The following is a 14165-nucleotide window of genomic DNA, read 5'->3' on the forward strand; positions in this document are numbered from 1 at the left end:
GCAAGTAATGACATAAGCAACGTTTTACCCTGTCTCAAGGGCGCTTGAATGAATATGTGAAATGCCATTACCTTCTCATTCCTTTCTCCGCCATGACGATAGGTTTTGGAGGTTTTGGGATTAATGCTTCAATCGTTTGAATGTAGTATTGTGGGTCTGCTACTGCAATTTTGCTCTCCATAATGAACTTAATAACATCTTTGTACGGATTCTCTTCACCATGTATGTATGTATTCTCACCGAGCTTTTGAAGAAGAATAAGCGCCCTTACTTGTGGCTCTTGCAACTCCTGTGACTTCTCTTTCATTACTTCGATAACTTGCTTTATATCAGATACATGCTCCACATTCGGAAACAAATTATCTCCTATAGCTTGTTGTAACTTCTCAGCATTCGTTACTGGATTTGACACCCTTATTCCCCCTCTCTACTTGTCCGATTTTTGATATGACTGTGTAGGTACTTCTTGATGTTGAGCCTTTCCATTGGAGCAACTAACCGCTCCAAATACAATGAATGAAATAACGATTATTATCATTAAACCAATCTTAGTGAAATCCACTGATGACTCAGGTGGCTTCGGCTTGAAATTCGTTATTTTAGATAAAACAATACTTTGCTCCAATTGAGCTAATCGTCTTGTCTCCATAATGGATTGAGTCGGCGCTCTATAAAAGAAATTACGCCCCATAGAACTGTTTGTAACCACACAATCCTCAACAGGGACTACATATTCACCGATAACCATTAATTTATCTTCTTCAATTACATTAATTCTTTTAATATCAGATGTTTTCTTTTCATCATCAAAGACAATTAATACATCGTTCGTTCGAGGTTCAAAATCTTCCTCTCTCATTTTCTGCCTGCTAAATTTACTTAACATCCCCATCTTTTACACCTACCCTATTACGTCTCTTTGTTGTTTATTTTTTGGTTTCCTGTTATAAATCTTCAATCCAATTAACACCGATGTAACAAGCCCTAAGCCTGCTGACAAGCTAATTGCATACATATATAGAATTGCATCTACCACCATTTCACGCCCTCCTTGGCACTATAATAAAGTCTCATAATTGACCTAAATATGATTAATCCACCTAACAATGTTGCTGATAATAAAGCCGATACAATAACACCTTGCCATGCTCCAGGCATGTCTCCAAAAACAGAGAAATACTTCCCTATGTCGATTCCCTGTGAAGCAATTTGATTAATCGTTCTTAATTTTTCTAAAGCAAGATCCATAAAACTGTGAAAAGGATTGAATATGGAATCAACAAAACTTCTTAATTTCGTTTTTAACTCTGAAAAAGTAAAGTCTTTCATATCCATAAAATCAATCCCCTCCTACTCTTATTGATGAAATATATTTAATCGCTGCAATGACTGTTGTGTACCAAATGATGAACATTAATATCGTCGCAACTGCATTTAACTGGAATGGCCCTAACATCTGAAACAACTTACCCATTGTTTCAGAATAACCATGACCACCCGAACCTCTAGGCGTGTAATTAAAGCTTGCTAACGTTCTTCCGAACCCGACAATAAGTGACCATAATAATTTCATGGTTTCAAATATTATTAAGAATAGCTTTACTACTAATACACCAATCTGATAGAGGAAATAGAGAAATGCATCTATTACGGCGAAAATCACACCTACAATCATTTTGAGAAAATCAATAACAGGCTCAAAAATTTTATATAGTAACTTCCCTAGCCACTTGATAACGTCCCATAGGACACCAAACAGCTTTTTAAATGCATCTCCTATTAATCCCATTCAATCACCCTTTAAAAGTGAAACTGGATTGAATCAACTGAATAATTTTGTCAGCAAAGATGAATACCGCTAACAAGAAAATCACTGGAGCAATAAATAACATTAATTTCGAAAAAACTAGAGAGACAATCGAATCTAACAAAAACGAATTACTCACTTTTCATCTCTCCCTTTCTTATTTTGAATAGAGTTATATAAAAACGTAATAATAGGTTTATAGAATCTAAATGCTAATCCTAATAATATTAACGGACCAACAATTAACAGAAACACCATAGCAACGCCTACAACATCCTTCGGATTAAATGGCATCTTTACTTCGTACTCAACCTCTAAAGCATCAGAAGAAGGCCTTTCCGCAATTTCTTTGCTTTTCTCTCCTTCTACATCATTTTTATTAACCGTACTTACTTGAACTTTATAAGATTTATCGTTTTCTAAATTTTTTACGATCAATTTATTAGATGTTAAAGGTTTTTCATTAATTTTCTTGCCATCTACATACACATTGTATCCCTGCAAATAAAGTGAACTCACACTATTCCAAGCAATAACAATCTTTCCATTTTGAGGTGTAACAAATACTTTATCAGGTGGAGGAAGAACAGGCATTTTCGTTGTTACTTTTTTGGTTGCTCCCGATGTTTCAAACCCATTCTCATCAATTGATTTAACTGTAAATTCATATTCCTTTGCACTCTCTAAACCTTTTACGACATAAGAATTTTTGGATTTATCAAGCTTACCTAAAGAATATTTACCTTGATAAACATTAACCCCTGTAAACTTCGGTGTGTCTGGGTTATCCCAAGATAAAGTAACTTGATTCAAACTAGCTTCTGCTTTTAAATTTTCAACATCCGTAACCTTATCTGTTGTACCGTAGACCTTAAACTCATATATCCAAATAGGATTTAGATACTGATATTGAATAGAAACATATCTCACATCATTAATTTTTTCCGTGAATGTAAATTTCGTATAACTAGCTAAAACTTTTTTATTGGAATCATAATATTTAACATAAAGACTTGCTGCATTTTCAGAACCCGTACCTTTCGTTTCATTGATTGTGAATTTATCGACTGTATAAACATCCCCCAGGTCAAACATAATGGGTTCTTTTGTATAAACTTTCTCATAAGTGTTTTTATTACCATCAGTCATATTTTTAAATTCTTTTGAACCGAGAGTTCCCGTTTTTCCCTCTAGCAAATCCACAACCGCCGCACTCGCAAGGTTAGGAATAGCAAAGCAAAACATCATGGCAAAAACCAATAGAAAACCGCATTTTTTTAAGTTCAAAATTTCACCTCCTTGTAATAAAACATCCATCCCCAAACCCCTTATCCAAGGGGCTTCCCTCGGCGGTAGCCAGCCCCAAACGCAATAACGTTTGAGGACAAGCAAGAGGGTCTTTGTATAGGCGCTATGTCAACTCCTTAATGCTCCTACGTGCGCTTACCGTTGACATATACCATATGTATCCCTCCCCCGTTTGAGAGCTGTCAGCGATGTTTTAAGAGCATTTAGACTCCATGTTTACGAATAAACTCTTTGTTGATTCAAAATACTCTCGCATAGATTCCATTTTCTTTTTCTCGTCATCCGTTAACGGGTATTTCTTCCCTAATTCCGTTGTGAAGTCCGAAAAGGAATCATTTAGGATTTGCAAACTCTTAAAATATTTCTTTAAATCTCTTTGTTTAATTTTCAATATGATCTCTCCTTAATCAGGACTCTTTTTATAATCGACCATCGGTGGAAGATTCGTTCCTCCTGGTTTCGGCGGATTCCCTCCCCCGCCAGGTTTTGGTGGATTCCCTCCGTCTCCGCCAGGCTTTGGCGGGTTGCCATCATTCCCACCAGGCTTCGGTGGATTCCCTCCGTTATCCCCTGGTTTCGGTGGCTTCGCATCATTTCCGCCTGGTTTTGGCGGTTTATCATCATTCCCACCAGGCTTCGGTGGTTTGTCATCGTTACCGCTCGGTTTCGGTGGTTTCTCATTATCATTATTCGGCTTGGTTGGTTTCGGTGGTTCACCTTTATCTTTATCTTTTGGCGTTGGTAAATCGCCAGTTGGTTCTTTTGGCTTGTCTTGTGTCCATCCTGACTTTTCCGTTTCGCCAGGCTTCGGCAATTCTTTTGGCGTTTCGGGTAGGTTGTCCAACGGGTTACCTATATCAAAACCGCCTGATTCGTCTTTTTTCTCTTCTATCGGCTTCGCTTCTTTTTTTATATCATCAGCCGTAAATCCCGAATCCTTTAAATCAGGATTATCTTTTATATCGGGCATATGATTCTCTAATCCTCCTGTATCAATGCCAGGCATATCAGGTATTGGCGGAGGACTTGGTGGGTCGGGTGTCTTCCCTATTACTTCAGACATTTTATTTCCGATTTTATCCGCAAAAACGTCGGATACCTTATCCCAATCAGGAGGTGGTGGAATTTTTTTCTCTACTTCATCAAGCTTGCTTAACAGTTTTTTAAAATAATCCTCTGGATCATAAGGAGGTTTGTTATTCCCTCCGTTATCTTCTTTATCTTCGTCTTTCGGCTCTTCAATATCTCCAGAACCATGTGGTTTATCAGGTAACTTTTCGTTCGTACAAATTCCATCATTTTTACCGTCATAATCACGGAAGTCATCAGGATTCACAGCTTCTTCAGGTAATTCGTAGTATTTAGCGCCTTCTCCCCAATACTGCGTTACTCCCCCACCTTGTGCATTCTGTGGAAATCCAGTTGCTTTAAAACGCACATACCCTTTAACTTTTCCGTTGACAAAAATGTAAAAGGCGTACGTTCCGTTCTCTTTAATGTTAATGTCAAATTGGTTCTCTTTCTGGGAGGGTCTTACCCACTTCGTTAATCCGAAATTAAACGAACAATCATTCACGAGCATTAATTCCGATAATTGAAAGGTCACTACATCTTTAGCGTCAGTCACTTTCAACGAAAGGCTAATTCCTTTGTTATCCACTGTGACCCCTTTACTTCCCAGTAACTGAATAGATGGGCCATCAGCAAACACCGACCTCATATTTACAAATGGCATGAGGAATACCATAAAACACATTAATGTTTTGAGTACCGTATGCTTTTTTATCATTTAAAAAACCTCACGTTTTTTGTAAAAAAAAGAGACAATATAACGTCTCTCTTTTATGAGTTTTTTCCGCCAGTACGGAATGAGTTAAGGAATAGAGAAATGAACTTAGGCGCAATTTTAAACGCAAGACCTAAGATAACGAATCCTGCAACGATACCTACTAAAGCCATTGAACCCGTAACAACGTCTCCAACCGAGAATGGTAATTTTACTCCTGTTAAATCAAGCATAATATGAATACCTCCAGTATTTTTTATATTTCACTAGCAAGAATTCGCTAGGGAATGTCAGTCATAATAACGAACATCATATTCGTCTTTTTCTTCTTGTTCATCATGATTTTTTGTGAAAATATTCTTTATAATGTCGATGGTTTTTTCAACGGCTGGGAAACACATTGCAAGCATGATTCCTGGTGCAATCAAGAATAAAATCCATTTCATGATTTTCCAGAAATACGTTAGATTGTCGCCACTCAGAAAGGCTTGATATGGTGGTATATCCATAATTAAGCACTCCCTTTCGATTTAACAGCTCTAATGATTACCTCTAACAATTTCCCTACCGCATAAATAGAAACCATAATTACGGCGAATGGTGCCGCTAGTTTCAATAAGAAACCAAAGTTACCCCAAAAAAAATCGAAATCAAAAGCACTACTCATATTACCCACAATATATTTCGCTCCTTTCTATTCCTTTGTCCTTCGATATACACCGAGCAATGTTGATACTAATGAGTAAGCAACAAAGAATGAAAGGATTGAAAGCATCACTTCTATATTCCCGTAAACCGTCTTAAACGCTTGAAATACAAGTCCTCCTAATCCCATTTCTCTCTCCTCCATCTCAACATAGAATTCATTAATAACATTGCAATAGGATAGATGGAGAAACACGCTACAAAGAATATGAGATAGATATAAAAGACATCTTTCGGCGTTCCAAATATGACATCGTACATATTAAAATCTCCTTGTGAAATTGTTATAGATCATAACAAACAAAATACATGTAAGAAGAATAATCGTTATAATGTCACCCAATGTAATTGAATGCAAAACAACGAGCGTACCGCCATCAGTTGGGATAAGTGTTTCATTCATTTGTTACTCACCTCTTTTAAAGAAATAAAAAAGGGACAAATATAATCTTTCGATAAGAAAGACACACTTGTCCCTTGTTACACATACATCTATAAATACAAATATACAATTCCCTAAAGAATGTGTATAATAGCACATATAGTTGATGTGAGCTTCGGCTCGGTTTTGAAGTATGTCAGTACTTCTTAGCCCTTACTTGGTGCGACCAACACCTCGTAGGACTCGGCTATTTTTTTATGGAATAAAATTGACTCGAAATATATCTGCTCCCTATATTAATCATTTTCAATTCGAAAAGGAAGTACCAAAATTATTTAGGTATATATTAAGATTGATGAATTTATCCTTTTCCCAAAAATTTTTTTTTGGTTTTCTCTTAATTTATTTTATAACTATACACGCTATATATTTAATACCCCTGAAACCCCAGTATCTACCGTACCCACCAAAATAATAAGTGTGCGCATGAATTTTTTTAGTTATATATATAACGATAAAATACCGTACGTTTTTATGTAATATTTTTACATTTTATCGAATGAAAAAAAGACCGGATTTCCCACCCGATCTAACTGTTTTTTTATCGTTATAAACTAAAGAAAAGTTACCTTACACCTCTTCTGTAAGATGTCTTTCTAAGTTGTAAAATTTTTTCTTTTGAGTTCTTATTTTTTTCTTCTTGAACTCTTCTCACTTCTTTTGCTCCGCTAATTACATCATATAAAAAGTCACCTAAATGATAAATTAAAAATAATAAAATAAATATAAATCCAAGTGTTAACATAATTTCATTAAATAAGTCCAGGTTCATAATATCATTCCTAAATTCTTTTTTAATTACATATGGATAATACAATTTTCGAAAAAAACTAAGATGCCGTTTGAGTTTGAATCGCTTCTAAAACTTTATTTTTCCACTTAATCACATCATCTTTAGAAATACCTAAATCTATTAATTCTTTTGGAATGAAACTATTATCTAACATCCATAAAGACAATTCTTTCTAACGCTACATTCTCATTCCCGAAGTTATAGCAATGTTCATATCCTTTTTGATTAGTTTGTGTCTTACCTGTATATTTACCTAAATAATAATATCTTCTCTTACCTGCCTTTACACTTGTTAAAAACGCCACAAACGGCACCTCCTGTAGTTTTTTCTCGAAAATATATACAAACATGTATTCGCACACAGATAAACCTGTTCGTATCGATTTAAAAAAAAGAAAGAAAACGATTAGTCTTTTTTTAAATTCTTGTTGTAATAATCCATTATGATCTGACTTGCTATTTCGTTCTTATTTCCTAATTCTTCAAATGCCCAAATTACTTTTTTCGGGACTTTCACAAATAAAGTATCTATTTTATCTTCTAATGGTTTACGTGGTCTTGGCATTCAAAATCCTCTTTATCTCTTTATTATCATCCTCTTTTCTTTTTTTATTTTTTTCTTTTTATTTTCCATCAGTATAGCAAAAATGCATTATCTTAATCTTAGTTTTTATTATGCTTTTTTAAGAAATCTATTAAAGCAATTTCTACGATCATAGACTTTTGATTTTTTAATTTTGCTTTTTTAAGAAAATCAGCAAATTCATTGTGAACAGATTCTGACAAGAAAATGCTATTTCGTTCTCTATTTTCATCTTCATCAATATTTTGAAGACGTTCAAATAAACTTGGCTCATTTTCCTCATCAGCAAATTCATTAATAATACTATCTCTCAATTCATTTTCCATTTGCATTTTTACAAATTTCTTTAGAAACACAATTTCTTCTTTTGTAAATTCTTCTTTACTCACTGTTTTAATACCCTTTTTTTCACTCATTTCAGTACACTCTCCAAACTGCCAACGCCCATTATCCTTATCATGAACATAGCCTTCTCTTTTCAGCCTTCTTCTGATTGTAGAACTATTTAAATTTAACTCTTCCTCCAATTCTTTCATTTTCTTCCCTTGTTCCAATTGCTCTACAATTTCACTCGCCTTCATACCCTATTCCTCCCGACATCTAAAAATTAGGATTATACAATATATTATACCATAATAACAATGTCAAATGATTATGATTCGTTCGACAAATCACGACATTATCACAATAACATGTTCTTAATAGCAAAACGAAATCATAATACAATCACCAGATTATCACAACCCTGACACAATCATATTACTTTCTGTTTCGTTAAGTTTACTAAAGACAGATAAACAGAATAATAATGTTCCGCTATCGCTACACGTCTAAAGGGATTCTTAGGTCTTGCCCCTCTAATACCCTTTAGACCTTGAACGTAGTGAAAGTATCTTGTAACCACCTGTAACCACCTGTAACCACTATGTAACCACTTTGTAACCATTGATAAACGTTGATATATAAGTATTTATAGAGTTTGTAACCATTTATAAAGAAATATAGTATATATACAAATGATATCTTTTTATAAGATGTTTTTTTATTTATATACGTATGTTTTTAAAAAATGCGGTTACATCGGTTACACCCTTGGTATAACTGGGTTTTAGATGGTTACATTGCGGTTACAGATATGGTTACAAATAAAAAAAGAAGGTTACAAACCTTCTTTTAGATGAATTGTTTAATTATATCGGTATCAATAACAATCATTTTTTTTACTCCTCCAAGGATTAATCGAACTGCTATTGTTGTTCTTTTTTCGCTTGCTTTTAACCAACCTTTAGTATTCCATTCATTTATTATTGTATTTGCATCATAACCCATGTTTTCTAGTAATTCTTTTACTTTACTTGGATACATGGCTATTCTGTTACATTTACTATTATTATATTCCCAATCTCCCCATGCTCCTTTAATCTCAAGACATTCAGGACCATAAACAAATTGAGTTTTGTTCATCAGACACTGTTCGTATAAGTCTTCCATTGCTTGACGTGGTTTGTCTATTTCTTTATTTGTTTCAATCATTTCTTTCCAAAGGTCATATAATAAAGAATCTTCGAAATCAACTTGTAATGCTTCATTTACCATAAGAGATGTGATATGGATTAATGCCATGTTTTTGGATAATCGTTTAATAACGTTATTACCGTTTGCCATTTTTGAATACTCTTCAATAAGTAATTTGTATCGCTCTTTCCAAATTGCTATTTCTTCACTCATAAGCCATTCTAAGAATGCTATTCCTGCTGTTCCATAATATTCACACATATCAAATTCTAATAAGTCTACTAATTCGCTGTTGTTACGACCAAATGGAGCTTTATTGATTGTTAAAACACGACCTGCAACCCCTGCGTTATGTCCGAATTCAGTAATTTTCTTTTCACCAGTTGAAAGCATAATATTAGACCATGTTTGAGCCGTTTGAGTGCCTGTTAAATTACCACGAGTTTTTTCTACTCCTTGTGTAAATTGATAAACGATAGAATGAATCATTTTTTCTACTCCGTTTTTTGTATCGTCTAGGAATAAAGGTAAATTTCGTAACAGTCCTGCACGTCGTCCTACAGCTGTCATTGTAGTATTCCATTTTTCTATTAAAGTTTTAGGGTCTCCCCATACTGTTGATGCAACTTCCATAGAAATAGTTTTACCTAAAGATGTATTACCGCTGATTTCTACAATAAATGGTTTTACATTGAATTTTTCTAATAATACCGAAGCAAAGCTACTCATTAGGAACATCATAGCGTATGGATATTTTTTCACTCTGTCAAAAATATTTTTTTTCCATTCTTCTAGTGTACCGTTTTTTGAAAATCCTTCTGTATATTGCTTGTCCCCTTCACTGTTAGGCATGAATATTAAATCTTTTTTATTAATTGTTTCATGTGGCATTACAAATGATTTTTTATGATAACCTAATCGTTCAATAAAGTATTTAACGTCTATTTCATTTCCTGCATGATGCTTATATTCGTCTATGTATTCAACAACTTCTTTTGAATTACTACTGGTTATTTGTAATCCTAAGTCGGCTAATTCGACTATTTTTCTAGAATTGCTACATACATTAGCGCTTTGTATTGTAGTACGTTCTTTTCCTCTATGATCTATCCATGCTAATTCATAATTTGTTTTGTTTGTTTCTGAGTTTATATAAATACTTTTGACACTTAGATGCGAACGGAAGAAAATTTTCCATTCTCCTTCTTTAGTTTCTCTTTGTAATACGTTCTTTTTTTTGTTGTATTTATAGCCATATGGTAAAATATCGCCTTTGATATCGTTCTCGTTTTTTGGTAGAATAGTATTAGTGTTATTAACAATTAAATTGATTTTTGGAGATGTTTTCTCTAACTTCTGTGGTAGGTCGTTAGTAGTTAAAACATCTTCTTTTTTTGTGTTATTTGAATTGCTCTTCATAATGTTTTATTCCTCCTAAGTAATATTTCATAACTTCGTATTTACCTTGATTATCATCTGATAGTAAGATGTCAATCTCGTATTCTAAAATTGGTAGTTTGTGATAAATTTCATGAAACATTTCTGCTTCAGTTGTGAAATCAAACAGTTGTAAAAGTTGTTTGAATTCTTTTTCTCTATTAAGTAATGCTTGTAAAAGGGCGTTCTCTAAATCTTTCATTTGTTTCATTTTTTTATGTATTGCTTTTTGTTTAGCAACTTCTTTTTGCATGTTTTTATGGTTTAGATTTATATCTAGTTTTAATTCTTTTAAAAGAAAAGATTCTGCTTGTTTGTGTGTCCATCCATGTAATAGCATCAACCCCGAAAATTGGTCTATCGGTCTTCTGTTCCCGCATCCTGCAAAACAATAACAGTTGTTATCTGATACGTTTACAATCATGCTATCTTTATTATCGGCATGAAATGGACACTTACACATATAATTCTTTCCTCGTTTTCTAACATTTACCCCGCAATAGCTTTCTAAGAAATTTATAATAGGAAGTTTACTTTTTATTAGATCGCTTTTTTGCATTTCATTACACTTCTTTATCTTTGAAAGTGATTTTAATGTGCTTAGCTTGATTTTTCCCTCTTTGATAGAATATATCTGTGAGCCCTTTTTCTTCGAGTCCTTTAAATGCCCTTTTAACACTAGAGCGAGATAAATTACAGTGTTCGATTATATCCTCAATTGTTATTCTTTTATGTTGTTTCGCACATCCTTCTTGATATAAGTAAAGTAATATCAATTTTTCGTTTGATGTTGTGTCTTGCACTTTAAAAATATCTTGTGTTGTCAATTTTTATCTCCTCCTGTCATAATTTCCTGTAAATTAAATTTAACATAGATTCGTTTATGGGTCAATATGAACCTTAAGGTTAATTTAGGGTAATTAAGTGAAAACATTTGGTATTAGGGTCTCTAAGAGGATATTTAAAGGGATTTCTTAATTTTATTTTTTATATCTTCCCTATGATTCGTTTCTTTTTTTACCACGTTATTATGCGCTTCCCTATGAAATAGCAAGGACAAACAATCCTCGCTATTTTGAGAGTGTATTTTCATATTCCTTCAGGATTTTGTAGAATGATGTTTTTTTGAGATTTAGCATTTGACTGAATTCTACACCTTTGATTTCTTCGCTTTTCCACCGATCATAATTATCTTTCAAAATCTTTTTTTGCTCTTTAGATAAGGTTTCTAGTTTCACTACTGGACGTCCGAAATTAATACCTCTGCTTTTAGCTGCTGCAATTCCTTCAGCTTGTCGTTGTTTGATTTTATTTCTTTCTTGCTCGGCTACATATGAAAGTAATGATAAAAACTGGTCTTCCATTAACTTTCCCATGTCCCCCATATCTTTGAATTTTCTACTGTCAAATAACGTCTCGTTGTCTAAAACTACAATGTCGGCTTTTAGTTCTCTAGTTATATACTTCCATTCCGCTATGATACCGTCATAATTTCGCCCTAGACGGTCTAAGGAATCTATGTGTAACAAATCCCCTTCTCGGATTATTTTCTTCATAGATTGATAATTAGGACGGTCAAAGTGCTTCCCGCTTTCTTTGTCTATGAAAATGAATCGGTCTTCTATTTGTAAATCTTTCATTTTCTTTAATTGTCGTTCGATATTTTGGTCTTTTGCTGAAACTCTTATGTACCCAATATTCATTTTGTCCCCACCTTTGCAATTGATAAAATGCCATCCCTAGAATCCCTTTAGACGTGTAGCGATAGCGGAACATGTTTTTATTATAACAATAGCGTTCGTAAAAGTCTGTAATAAGTTACGAACGTTCATAACTTAATGTACACACTTTTGCGAACGCAAAAATGATATTCTGTTCTCTTTTCGTAAAAGTATACTTTTTTAAACTATTTATCTTTTCTTTCTAACAGTCTACCGGCATAAAACAAGACAACAAGAATACATAAGAGAGGAGCAAACCTACCAATAAACAACAAAATATCATGAAATACCGTTAAATAGACTGTTAAACTATTCATCTTTTCGCCTTCTTCCGATTTTCATAAACTGTATTGCAACATACAAAACACAAATAGCAAGCAAAATAACTCTTGGAAAATCCCATTCAATATCCATTCTTTAGCCTCTTTCATAAAACAAACTCTTCTTCTTCATTATCTCGCTCTAAATATTCCTGGTACTTCTTTTTAACTTTTCGATTCTTATAGAAAGATAAAGCAATAAAAACTATGATCGTATTCATCGCTATAATTTCAATTGCATTTACTAGATTCAAGTAATCCCAAATCGTTAACATTTCTTTATCTTCCTTGCTAGAATAACGATTGAATCATAGATTTCAAAAGTTAAAACAATAACAACTGCCATTCCAATAAAGAGCATTTTCATGACTTCCCTTCCGAAAATCTCTTTTGTACCTGAAATGCTATTTTAGGGAAACTAAAAGCTAGGACATACCCAATAACAAAATATAAAAATAATCCATAAAACACCCCTAGAACCTCCCCTACACGTTAAATTCTAAAAAGATAGCTACAATACCCATAATCGTTAAAAAAGCCAATGTGTGAAGTCCTGCACTCTTAAAAATCTCCTTTAACAAAGAATCACCCTTTCACCGCTCTTTTTTCAGCTATATCAATTCCGACCATACCTACACTAAACACCAACATTAAAAGAACACCAATTACGATCATGGAAAATCCCCCTATTCGTGTAATGATTCAATATAAGCCTGTAACTTTCTTTGCTCCGTTCTTGTTAATTCATTAATCGACATCATAAAGAAAGAATTGCGTCCCACTTTAATTTTCCTATCATCGCTGAACTGTTGTCTTCTTTCCCAATGCATACAATCATAAGGTAGTAGAATGTAACCCATTTTACCCGCCATATCTTCCGCCAGTTGCAATTGTTTAAAGAAAATATATTTGTTGTACATCTTCGCTAACTTTTGCGCTGGTATGCTTGGATTAAGATACAAAAGACTTTGTGGGTCTTTATCTCCATATTTTGTTGGTGGAATCAATGAGTATGTATTCATATAATTTTTTCTCCCTTAGATCGTCATTTTTTCTTTATCAAACACTTTTTCCAAAGCGATTGTAGTTGTCTCTTTCTTTTTACGTTTTTCTTTACCCCTTGCTCTATCGTGTATCATTTCAAGTTTCTCAAAAAATTCATCACTTGCTTTCTCTGTCGATGGTAGAGGGAATCCCTTAACCATTTGGTGCGTATCGTACAATTCTAAATCAAATATTTTCTTTGCCCGACTCATTGGCAAGAACGCCTTGTTGAGTAATGTTCCTTCCTGGTAATCCGTAAATCTAATGTGGAATCCTTTCGGCGTTTTCCTTACATCAACTAACACTTCTACGATCTGTCTAATACGACTATCAACGTTAGAAATATTAGGTGAACAATACATCTGAACGCTTCTCATCTTCCCTGTATAAATCATTACTTCAGTGGCGATACTTTGCCCATGTTTCGACCATTTACGGTTACTGAAAGCCATGTGAGCCTCGTCCCAACAACAAATACTTCCCTGGGCTTCGGCTACCTCGTACCAATCTGTGTAATGATCCATAGGTTTCGAATCTAACAATTGATAATTTGAAAACAATTGTATCTCTCCGCCCATTTCTTCAACTTTCATCTTCCAATAATGCGCAAGTAATGACATAAGCAACGTTTTACCCTGTCTCAAGGGCGCTTGAATGAATATGTGAAATGCCATTACCTTCTCATTCCTTTCTCCGCCATGACG

General features: G+C 33.9%; 25 protein-coding genes. All 25 read right to left on the bottom strand.

Annotated elements, in window-relative coordinates:
- Positions 1-67: 67 nt before the first annotated feature.
- The 25 genes from F8162_RS00530 to F8162_RS00615 all read right to left on the bottom strand — a co-directional run bounded on the left by F8162_RS00530 (position 68) and on the right by F8162_RS00615 (position 14135).
- Positions 68-412: a hypothetical protein gene (locus F8162_RS00530; RefSeq protein ID WP_088053609.1), complete on the bottom strand. Its 345-nt coding sequence runs from the start codon at positions 410-412 to the stop codon at positions 68-70.
- Between the two features lie 15 nt (positions 413-427).
- Entirely contained in the window at positions 428-859 is a 432-nt protein-coding gene (locus F8162_RS00535) for a hypothetical protein (protein ID WP_225990122.1), read from the bottom strand.
- A 42-nt stretch (positions 860-901) separates the two neighbouring features.
- Entirely contained in the window at positions 902-1039 is a 138-nt protein-coding gene (locus F8162_RS28530) for a hypothetical protein (protein ID WP_192797580.1), read from the bottom strand.
- Positions 1030-1335 (bottom strand): hypothetical protein, encoded by a 306-nt coding sequence (locus F8162_RS00540; protein ID WP_088053610.1) that lies wholly within the window; start codon positions 1333-1335, stop codon positions 1030-1032. Before F8162_RS00540 ends, F8162_RS28530 begins: the two co-directional genes overlap by 10 nt.
- A gap of 4 nt (positions 1336-1339) precedes the next feature.
- Entirely contained in the window at positions 1340-1789 is a 450-nt protein-coding gene (locus tag F8162_RS00545) for a hypothetical protein (protein WP_151582574.1), read from the bottom strand.
- A gap of 4 nt (positions 1790-1793) precedes the next feature.
- On the bottom strand, positions 1794-1946 hold the full coding sequence (locus F8162_RS28535; RefSeq protein WP_176359935.1) for a hypothetical protein: 153 nt from the start codon (positions 1944-1946) through the stop codon (positions 1794-1796).
- Positions 1943-3124, bottom strand: coding sequence for a fibronectin type III domain-containing protein (locus tag F8162_RS00550; protein WP_225990123.1), 1182 nt, complete (start codon positions 3122-3124; stop codon positions 1943-1945). The genes F8162_RS28535 and F8162_RS00550 overlap by 4 nt, the downstream gene beginning before the upstream one ends.
- A 184-nt stretch (positions 3125-3308) precedes the next feature.
- A complete protein-coding gene (locus tag F8162_RS00555) occupies positions 3309-3506 on the bottom strand; it encodes a hypothetical protein (protein WP_225990124.1) in 198 nt (65 codons plus the stop codon).
- A 12-nt stretch (positions 3507-3518) separates the two neighbouring features.
- A complete protein-coding gene (locus F8162_RS00560) occupies positions 3519-4862 on the bottom strand; it encodes a hypothetical protein (protein WP_151582576.1) in 1344 nt (447 codons plus the stop codon).
- A gap of 95 nt (positions 4863-4957) precedes the next feature.
- Positions 4958-5134, bottom strand: coding sequence for a hypothetical protein (locus tag F8162_RS28540; RefSeq protein ID WP_190322740.1), 177 nt, complete (start codon positions 5132-5134; stop codon positions 4958-4960).
- Positions 5135-5191: 57 nt separating this feature from the next.
- Positions 5192-5410 carry a hypothetical protein gene (locus F8162_RS00565; RefSeq protein ID WP_151582578.1) on the bottom strand — a complete coding sequence of 73 codons (219 nt, stop codon included), beginning with the start codon at positions 5408-5410 and terminating at the stop codon, positions 5192-5194.
- Positions 5411-5412: 2 nt separating this feature from the next.
- A complete protein-coding gene (locus tag F8162_RS00570) occupies positions 5413-5568 on the bottom strand; it encodes a PTS ascorbate transporter subunit IIC (protein WP_088054616.1) in 156 nt (51 codons plus the stop codon).
- A gap of 27 nt (positions 5569-5595) precedes the next feature.
- The gene (locus F8162_RS28545) at positions 5596-5736 is read right to left on the bottom strand and encodes a hypothetical protein (RefSeq protein WP_190322739.1); all 141 of its coding nucleotides are present in this window, start codon (positions 5734-5736) and stop codon (positions 5596-5598) included.
- 132 nt (positions 5737-5868) lie between these two features.
- Positions 5869-6009 (bottom strand): hypothetical protein, encoded by a 141-nt coding sequence (locus F8162_RS28550; protein ID WP_169305864.1) that lies wholly within the window; start codon positions 6007-6009, stop codon positions 5869-5871.
- A 604-nt stretch (positions 6010-6613) separates the two neighbouring features.
- Positions 6614-6820, bottom strand: a complete 207-nt coding sequence (locus tag F8162_RS00575) for a hypothetical protein (RefSeq protein WP_151582580.1) — start codon at positions 6818-6820, stop codon at positions 6614-6616.
- A 164-nt stretch (positions 6821-6984) separates the two neighbouring features.
- Complete coding sequence (locus F8162_RS29300; RefSeq protein WP_318836123.1) at positions 6985-7146, bottom strand: hypothetical protein; 162 nt, start codon at positions 7144-7146, stop codon at positions 6985-6987.
- A gap of 101 nt (positions 7147-7247) precedes the next feature.
- Positions 7248-7406 (bottom strand): hypothetical protein, encoded by a 159-nt coding sequence (locus F8162_RS28555; RefSeq protein WP_190322736.1) that lies wholly within the window; start codon positions 7404-7406, stop codon positions 7248-7250.
- A 98-nt stretch (positions 7407-7504) separates the two neighbouring features.
- Complete coding sequence (locus F8162_RS00585) at positions 7505-8005, bottom strand: hypothetical protein (protein WP_151582582.1); 501 nt, start codon at positions 8003-8005, stop codon at positions 7505-7507.
- A gap of 592 nt (positions 8006-8597) precedes the next feature.
- The gene (locus F8162_RS00590; protein WP_150191028.1) at positions 8598-10358 is read right to left on the bottom strand and encodes a DUF927 domain-containing protein; all 1761 of its coding nucleotides are present in this window, start codon (positions 10356-10358) and stop codon (positions 8598-8600) included.
- Positions 10339-10935 carry a CHC2 zinc finger domain-containing protein gene (locus F8162_RS00595; protein ID WP_151582584.1) on the bottom strand — a complete coding sequence of 199 codons (597 nt, stop codon included), beginning with the start codon at positions 10933-10935 and terminating at the stop codon, positions 10339-10341. Before F8162_RS00595 ends, F8162_RS00590 begins: the two co-directional genes overlap by 20 nt.
- Before the next feature lie 4 nt (positions 10936-10939).
- Entirely contained in the window at positions 10940-11203 is a 264-nt protein-coding gene (locus F8162_RS00600) for a winged helix-turn-helix transcriptional regulator (protein ID WP_061129603.1), read from the bottom strand.
- 243 nt (positions 11204-11446) lie between these two features.
- Entirely contained in the window at positions 11447-12079 is a 633-nt protein-coding gene (locus tag F8162_RS00605) for a recombinase family protein (RefSeq protein WP_151582586.1), read from the bottom strand.
- Between the two features lie 445 nt (positions 12080-12524).
- Positions 12525-12692 carry a hypothetical protein gene (locus F8162_RS28560; RefSeq protein ID WP_192797581.1) on the bottom strand — a complete coding sequence of 56 codons (168 nt, stop codon included), beginning with the start codon at positions 12690-12692 and terminating at the stop codon, positions 12525-12527.
- A gap of 411 nt (positions 12693-13103) precedes the next feature.
- Complete coding sequence (locus F8162_RS00610; protein ID WP_151582588.1) at positions 13104-13439, bottom strand: hypothetical protein; 336 nt, start codon at positions 13437-13439, stop codon at positions 13104-13106.
- Positions 13440-13454: 15 nt separating this feature from the next.
- Complete coding sequence (locus F8162_RS00615) at positions 13455-14135, bottom strand: zonular occludens toxin domain-containing protein (RefSeq protein ID WP_151582590.1); 681 nt, start codon at positions 14133-14135, stop codon at positions 13455-13457.
- Positions 14136-14165 lie beyond the last annotated feature (30 nt).

Origin of the sequence: Bacillus sp. CH140a_4T (assembly GCF_008923725.1) — a bacterium.
GTDB lineage: Bacteria > Bacillota > Bacilli > Bacillales > Bacillaceae_G > Bacillus_A.

Bases quoted from the DNA above. Each gene is read 5' to 3' on its own strand.
- F8162_RS28540 (WP_190322740.1), bottom strand. From the start codon at position 5,134: ATGCTTGATTTAACAGGAGTAAAATTACCATTCTCGGTTGGAGACGTT.
- F8162_RS28530 (WP_192797580.1), bottom strand. From the start codon at position 1,039: ATGGTGGTAGATGCAATTCTATATATGTATGCAATTAGCTTGTCAGCA.
- F8162_RS28545 (WP_190322739.1), bottom strand. From the start codon at position 5,736: ATGGGATTAGGAGGACTTGTATTTCAAGCGTTTAAGACGGTTTACGGG.
- F8162_RS00570 (WP_088054616.1), bottom strand. From the start codon at position 5,568: ATGAGTAGTGCTTTTGATTTCGATTTTTTTTGGGGTAACTTTGGTTTC.
- F8162_RS28550 (WP_169305864.1), bottom strand. From the start codon at position 6,009: ATGAATGAAACACTTATCCCAACTGATGGCGGTACGCTCGTTGTTTTG.
- F8162_RS00595 (WP_151582584.1), bottom strand. From the start codon at position 10,935: ATGCAAAAAAGCGATCTAATAAAAAGTAAACTTCCTATTATAAATTTC.
- F8162_RS00610 (WP_151582588.1), bottom strand. From the start codon at position 13,439: ATGAATACATACTCATTGATTCCACCAACAAAATATGGAGATAAAGAC.
- F8162_RS00540 (WP_088053610.1), bottom strand. From the start codon at position 1,335: ATGGATATGAAAGACTTTACTTTTTCAGAGTTAAAAACGAAATTAAGA.
- F8162_RS00615 (WP_151582590.1), bottom strand. From the start codon at position 14,135: ATGGCATTTCACATATTCATTCAAGCGCCCTTGAGACAGGGTAAAACG.
- F8162_RS00575 (WP_151582580.1), bottom strand. From the start codon at position 6,820: ATGAACCTGGACTTATTTAATGAAATTATGTTAACACTTGGATTTATA.
- F8162_RS00565 (WP_151582578.1), bottom strand. From the start codon at position 5,410: ATGGATATACCACCATATCAAGCCTTTCTGAGTGGCGACAATCTAACG.
- F8162_RS00535 (WP_225990122.1), bottom strand. From the start codon at position 859: ATGAGAGAGGAAGATTTTGAACCTCGAACGAACGATGTATTAATTGTC.
- F8162_RS28560 (WP_192797581.1), bottom strand. From the start codon at position 12,692: ATGTTAACGATTTGGGATTACTTGAATCTAGTAAATGCAATTGAAATT.
- F8162_RS00590 (WP_150191028.1), bottom strand. From the start codon at position 10,358: ATGAAGAGCAATTCAAATAACACAAAAAAAGAAGATGTTTTAACTACT.
- F8162_RS00545 (WP_151582574.1), bottom strand. From the start codon at position 1,789: ATGGGATTAATAGGAGATGCATTTAAAAAGCTGTTTGGTGTCCTATGG.
- F8162_RS00605 (WP_151582586.1), bottom strand. From the start codon at position 12,079: ATGAATATTGGGTACATAAGAGTTTCAGCAAAAGACCAAAATATCGAA.
- F8162_RS28555 (WP_190322736.1), bottom strand. From the start codon at position 7,406: ATGCCAAGACCACGTAAACCATTAGAAGATAAAATAGATACTTTATTT.
- F8162_RS00585 (WP_151582582.1), bottom strand. From the start codon at position 8,005: ATGAAGGCGAGTGAAATTGTAGAGCAATTGGAACAAGGGAAGAAAATG.
- F8162_RS00560 (WP_151582576.1), bottom strand. From the start codon at position 4,862: ATGGTATTCCTCATGCCATTTGTAAATATGAGGTCGGTGTTTGCTGAT.
- F8162_RS00550 (WP_225990123.1), bottom strand. From the start codon at position 3,124: ATGGATGTTTTATTACAAGGAGGTGAAATTTTGAACTTAAAAAAATGC.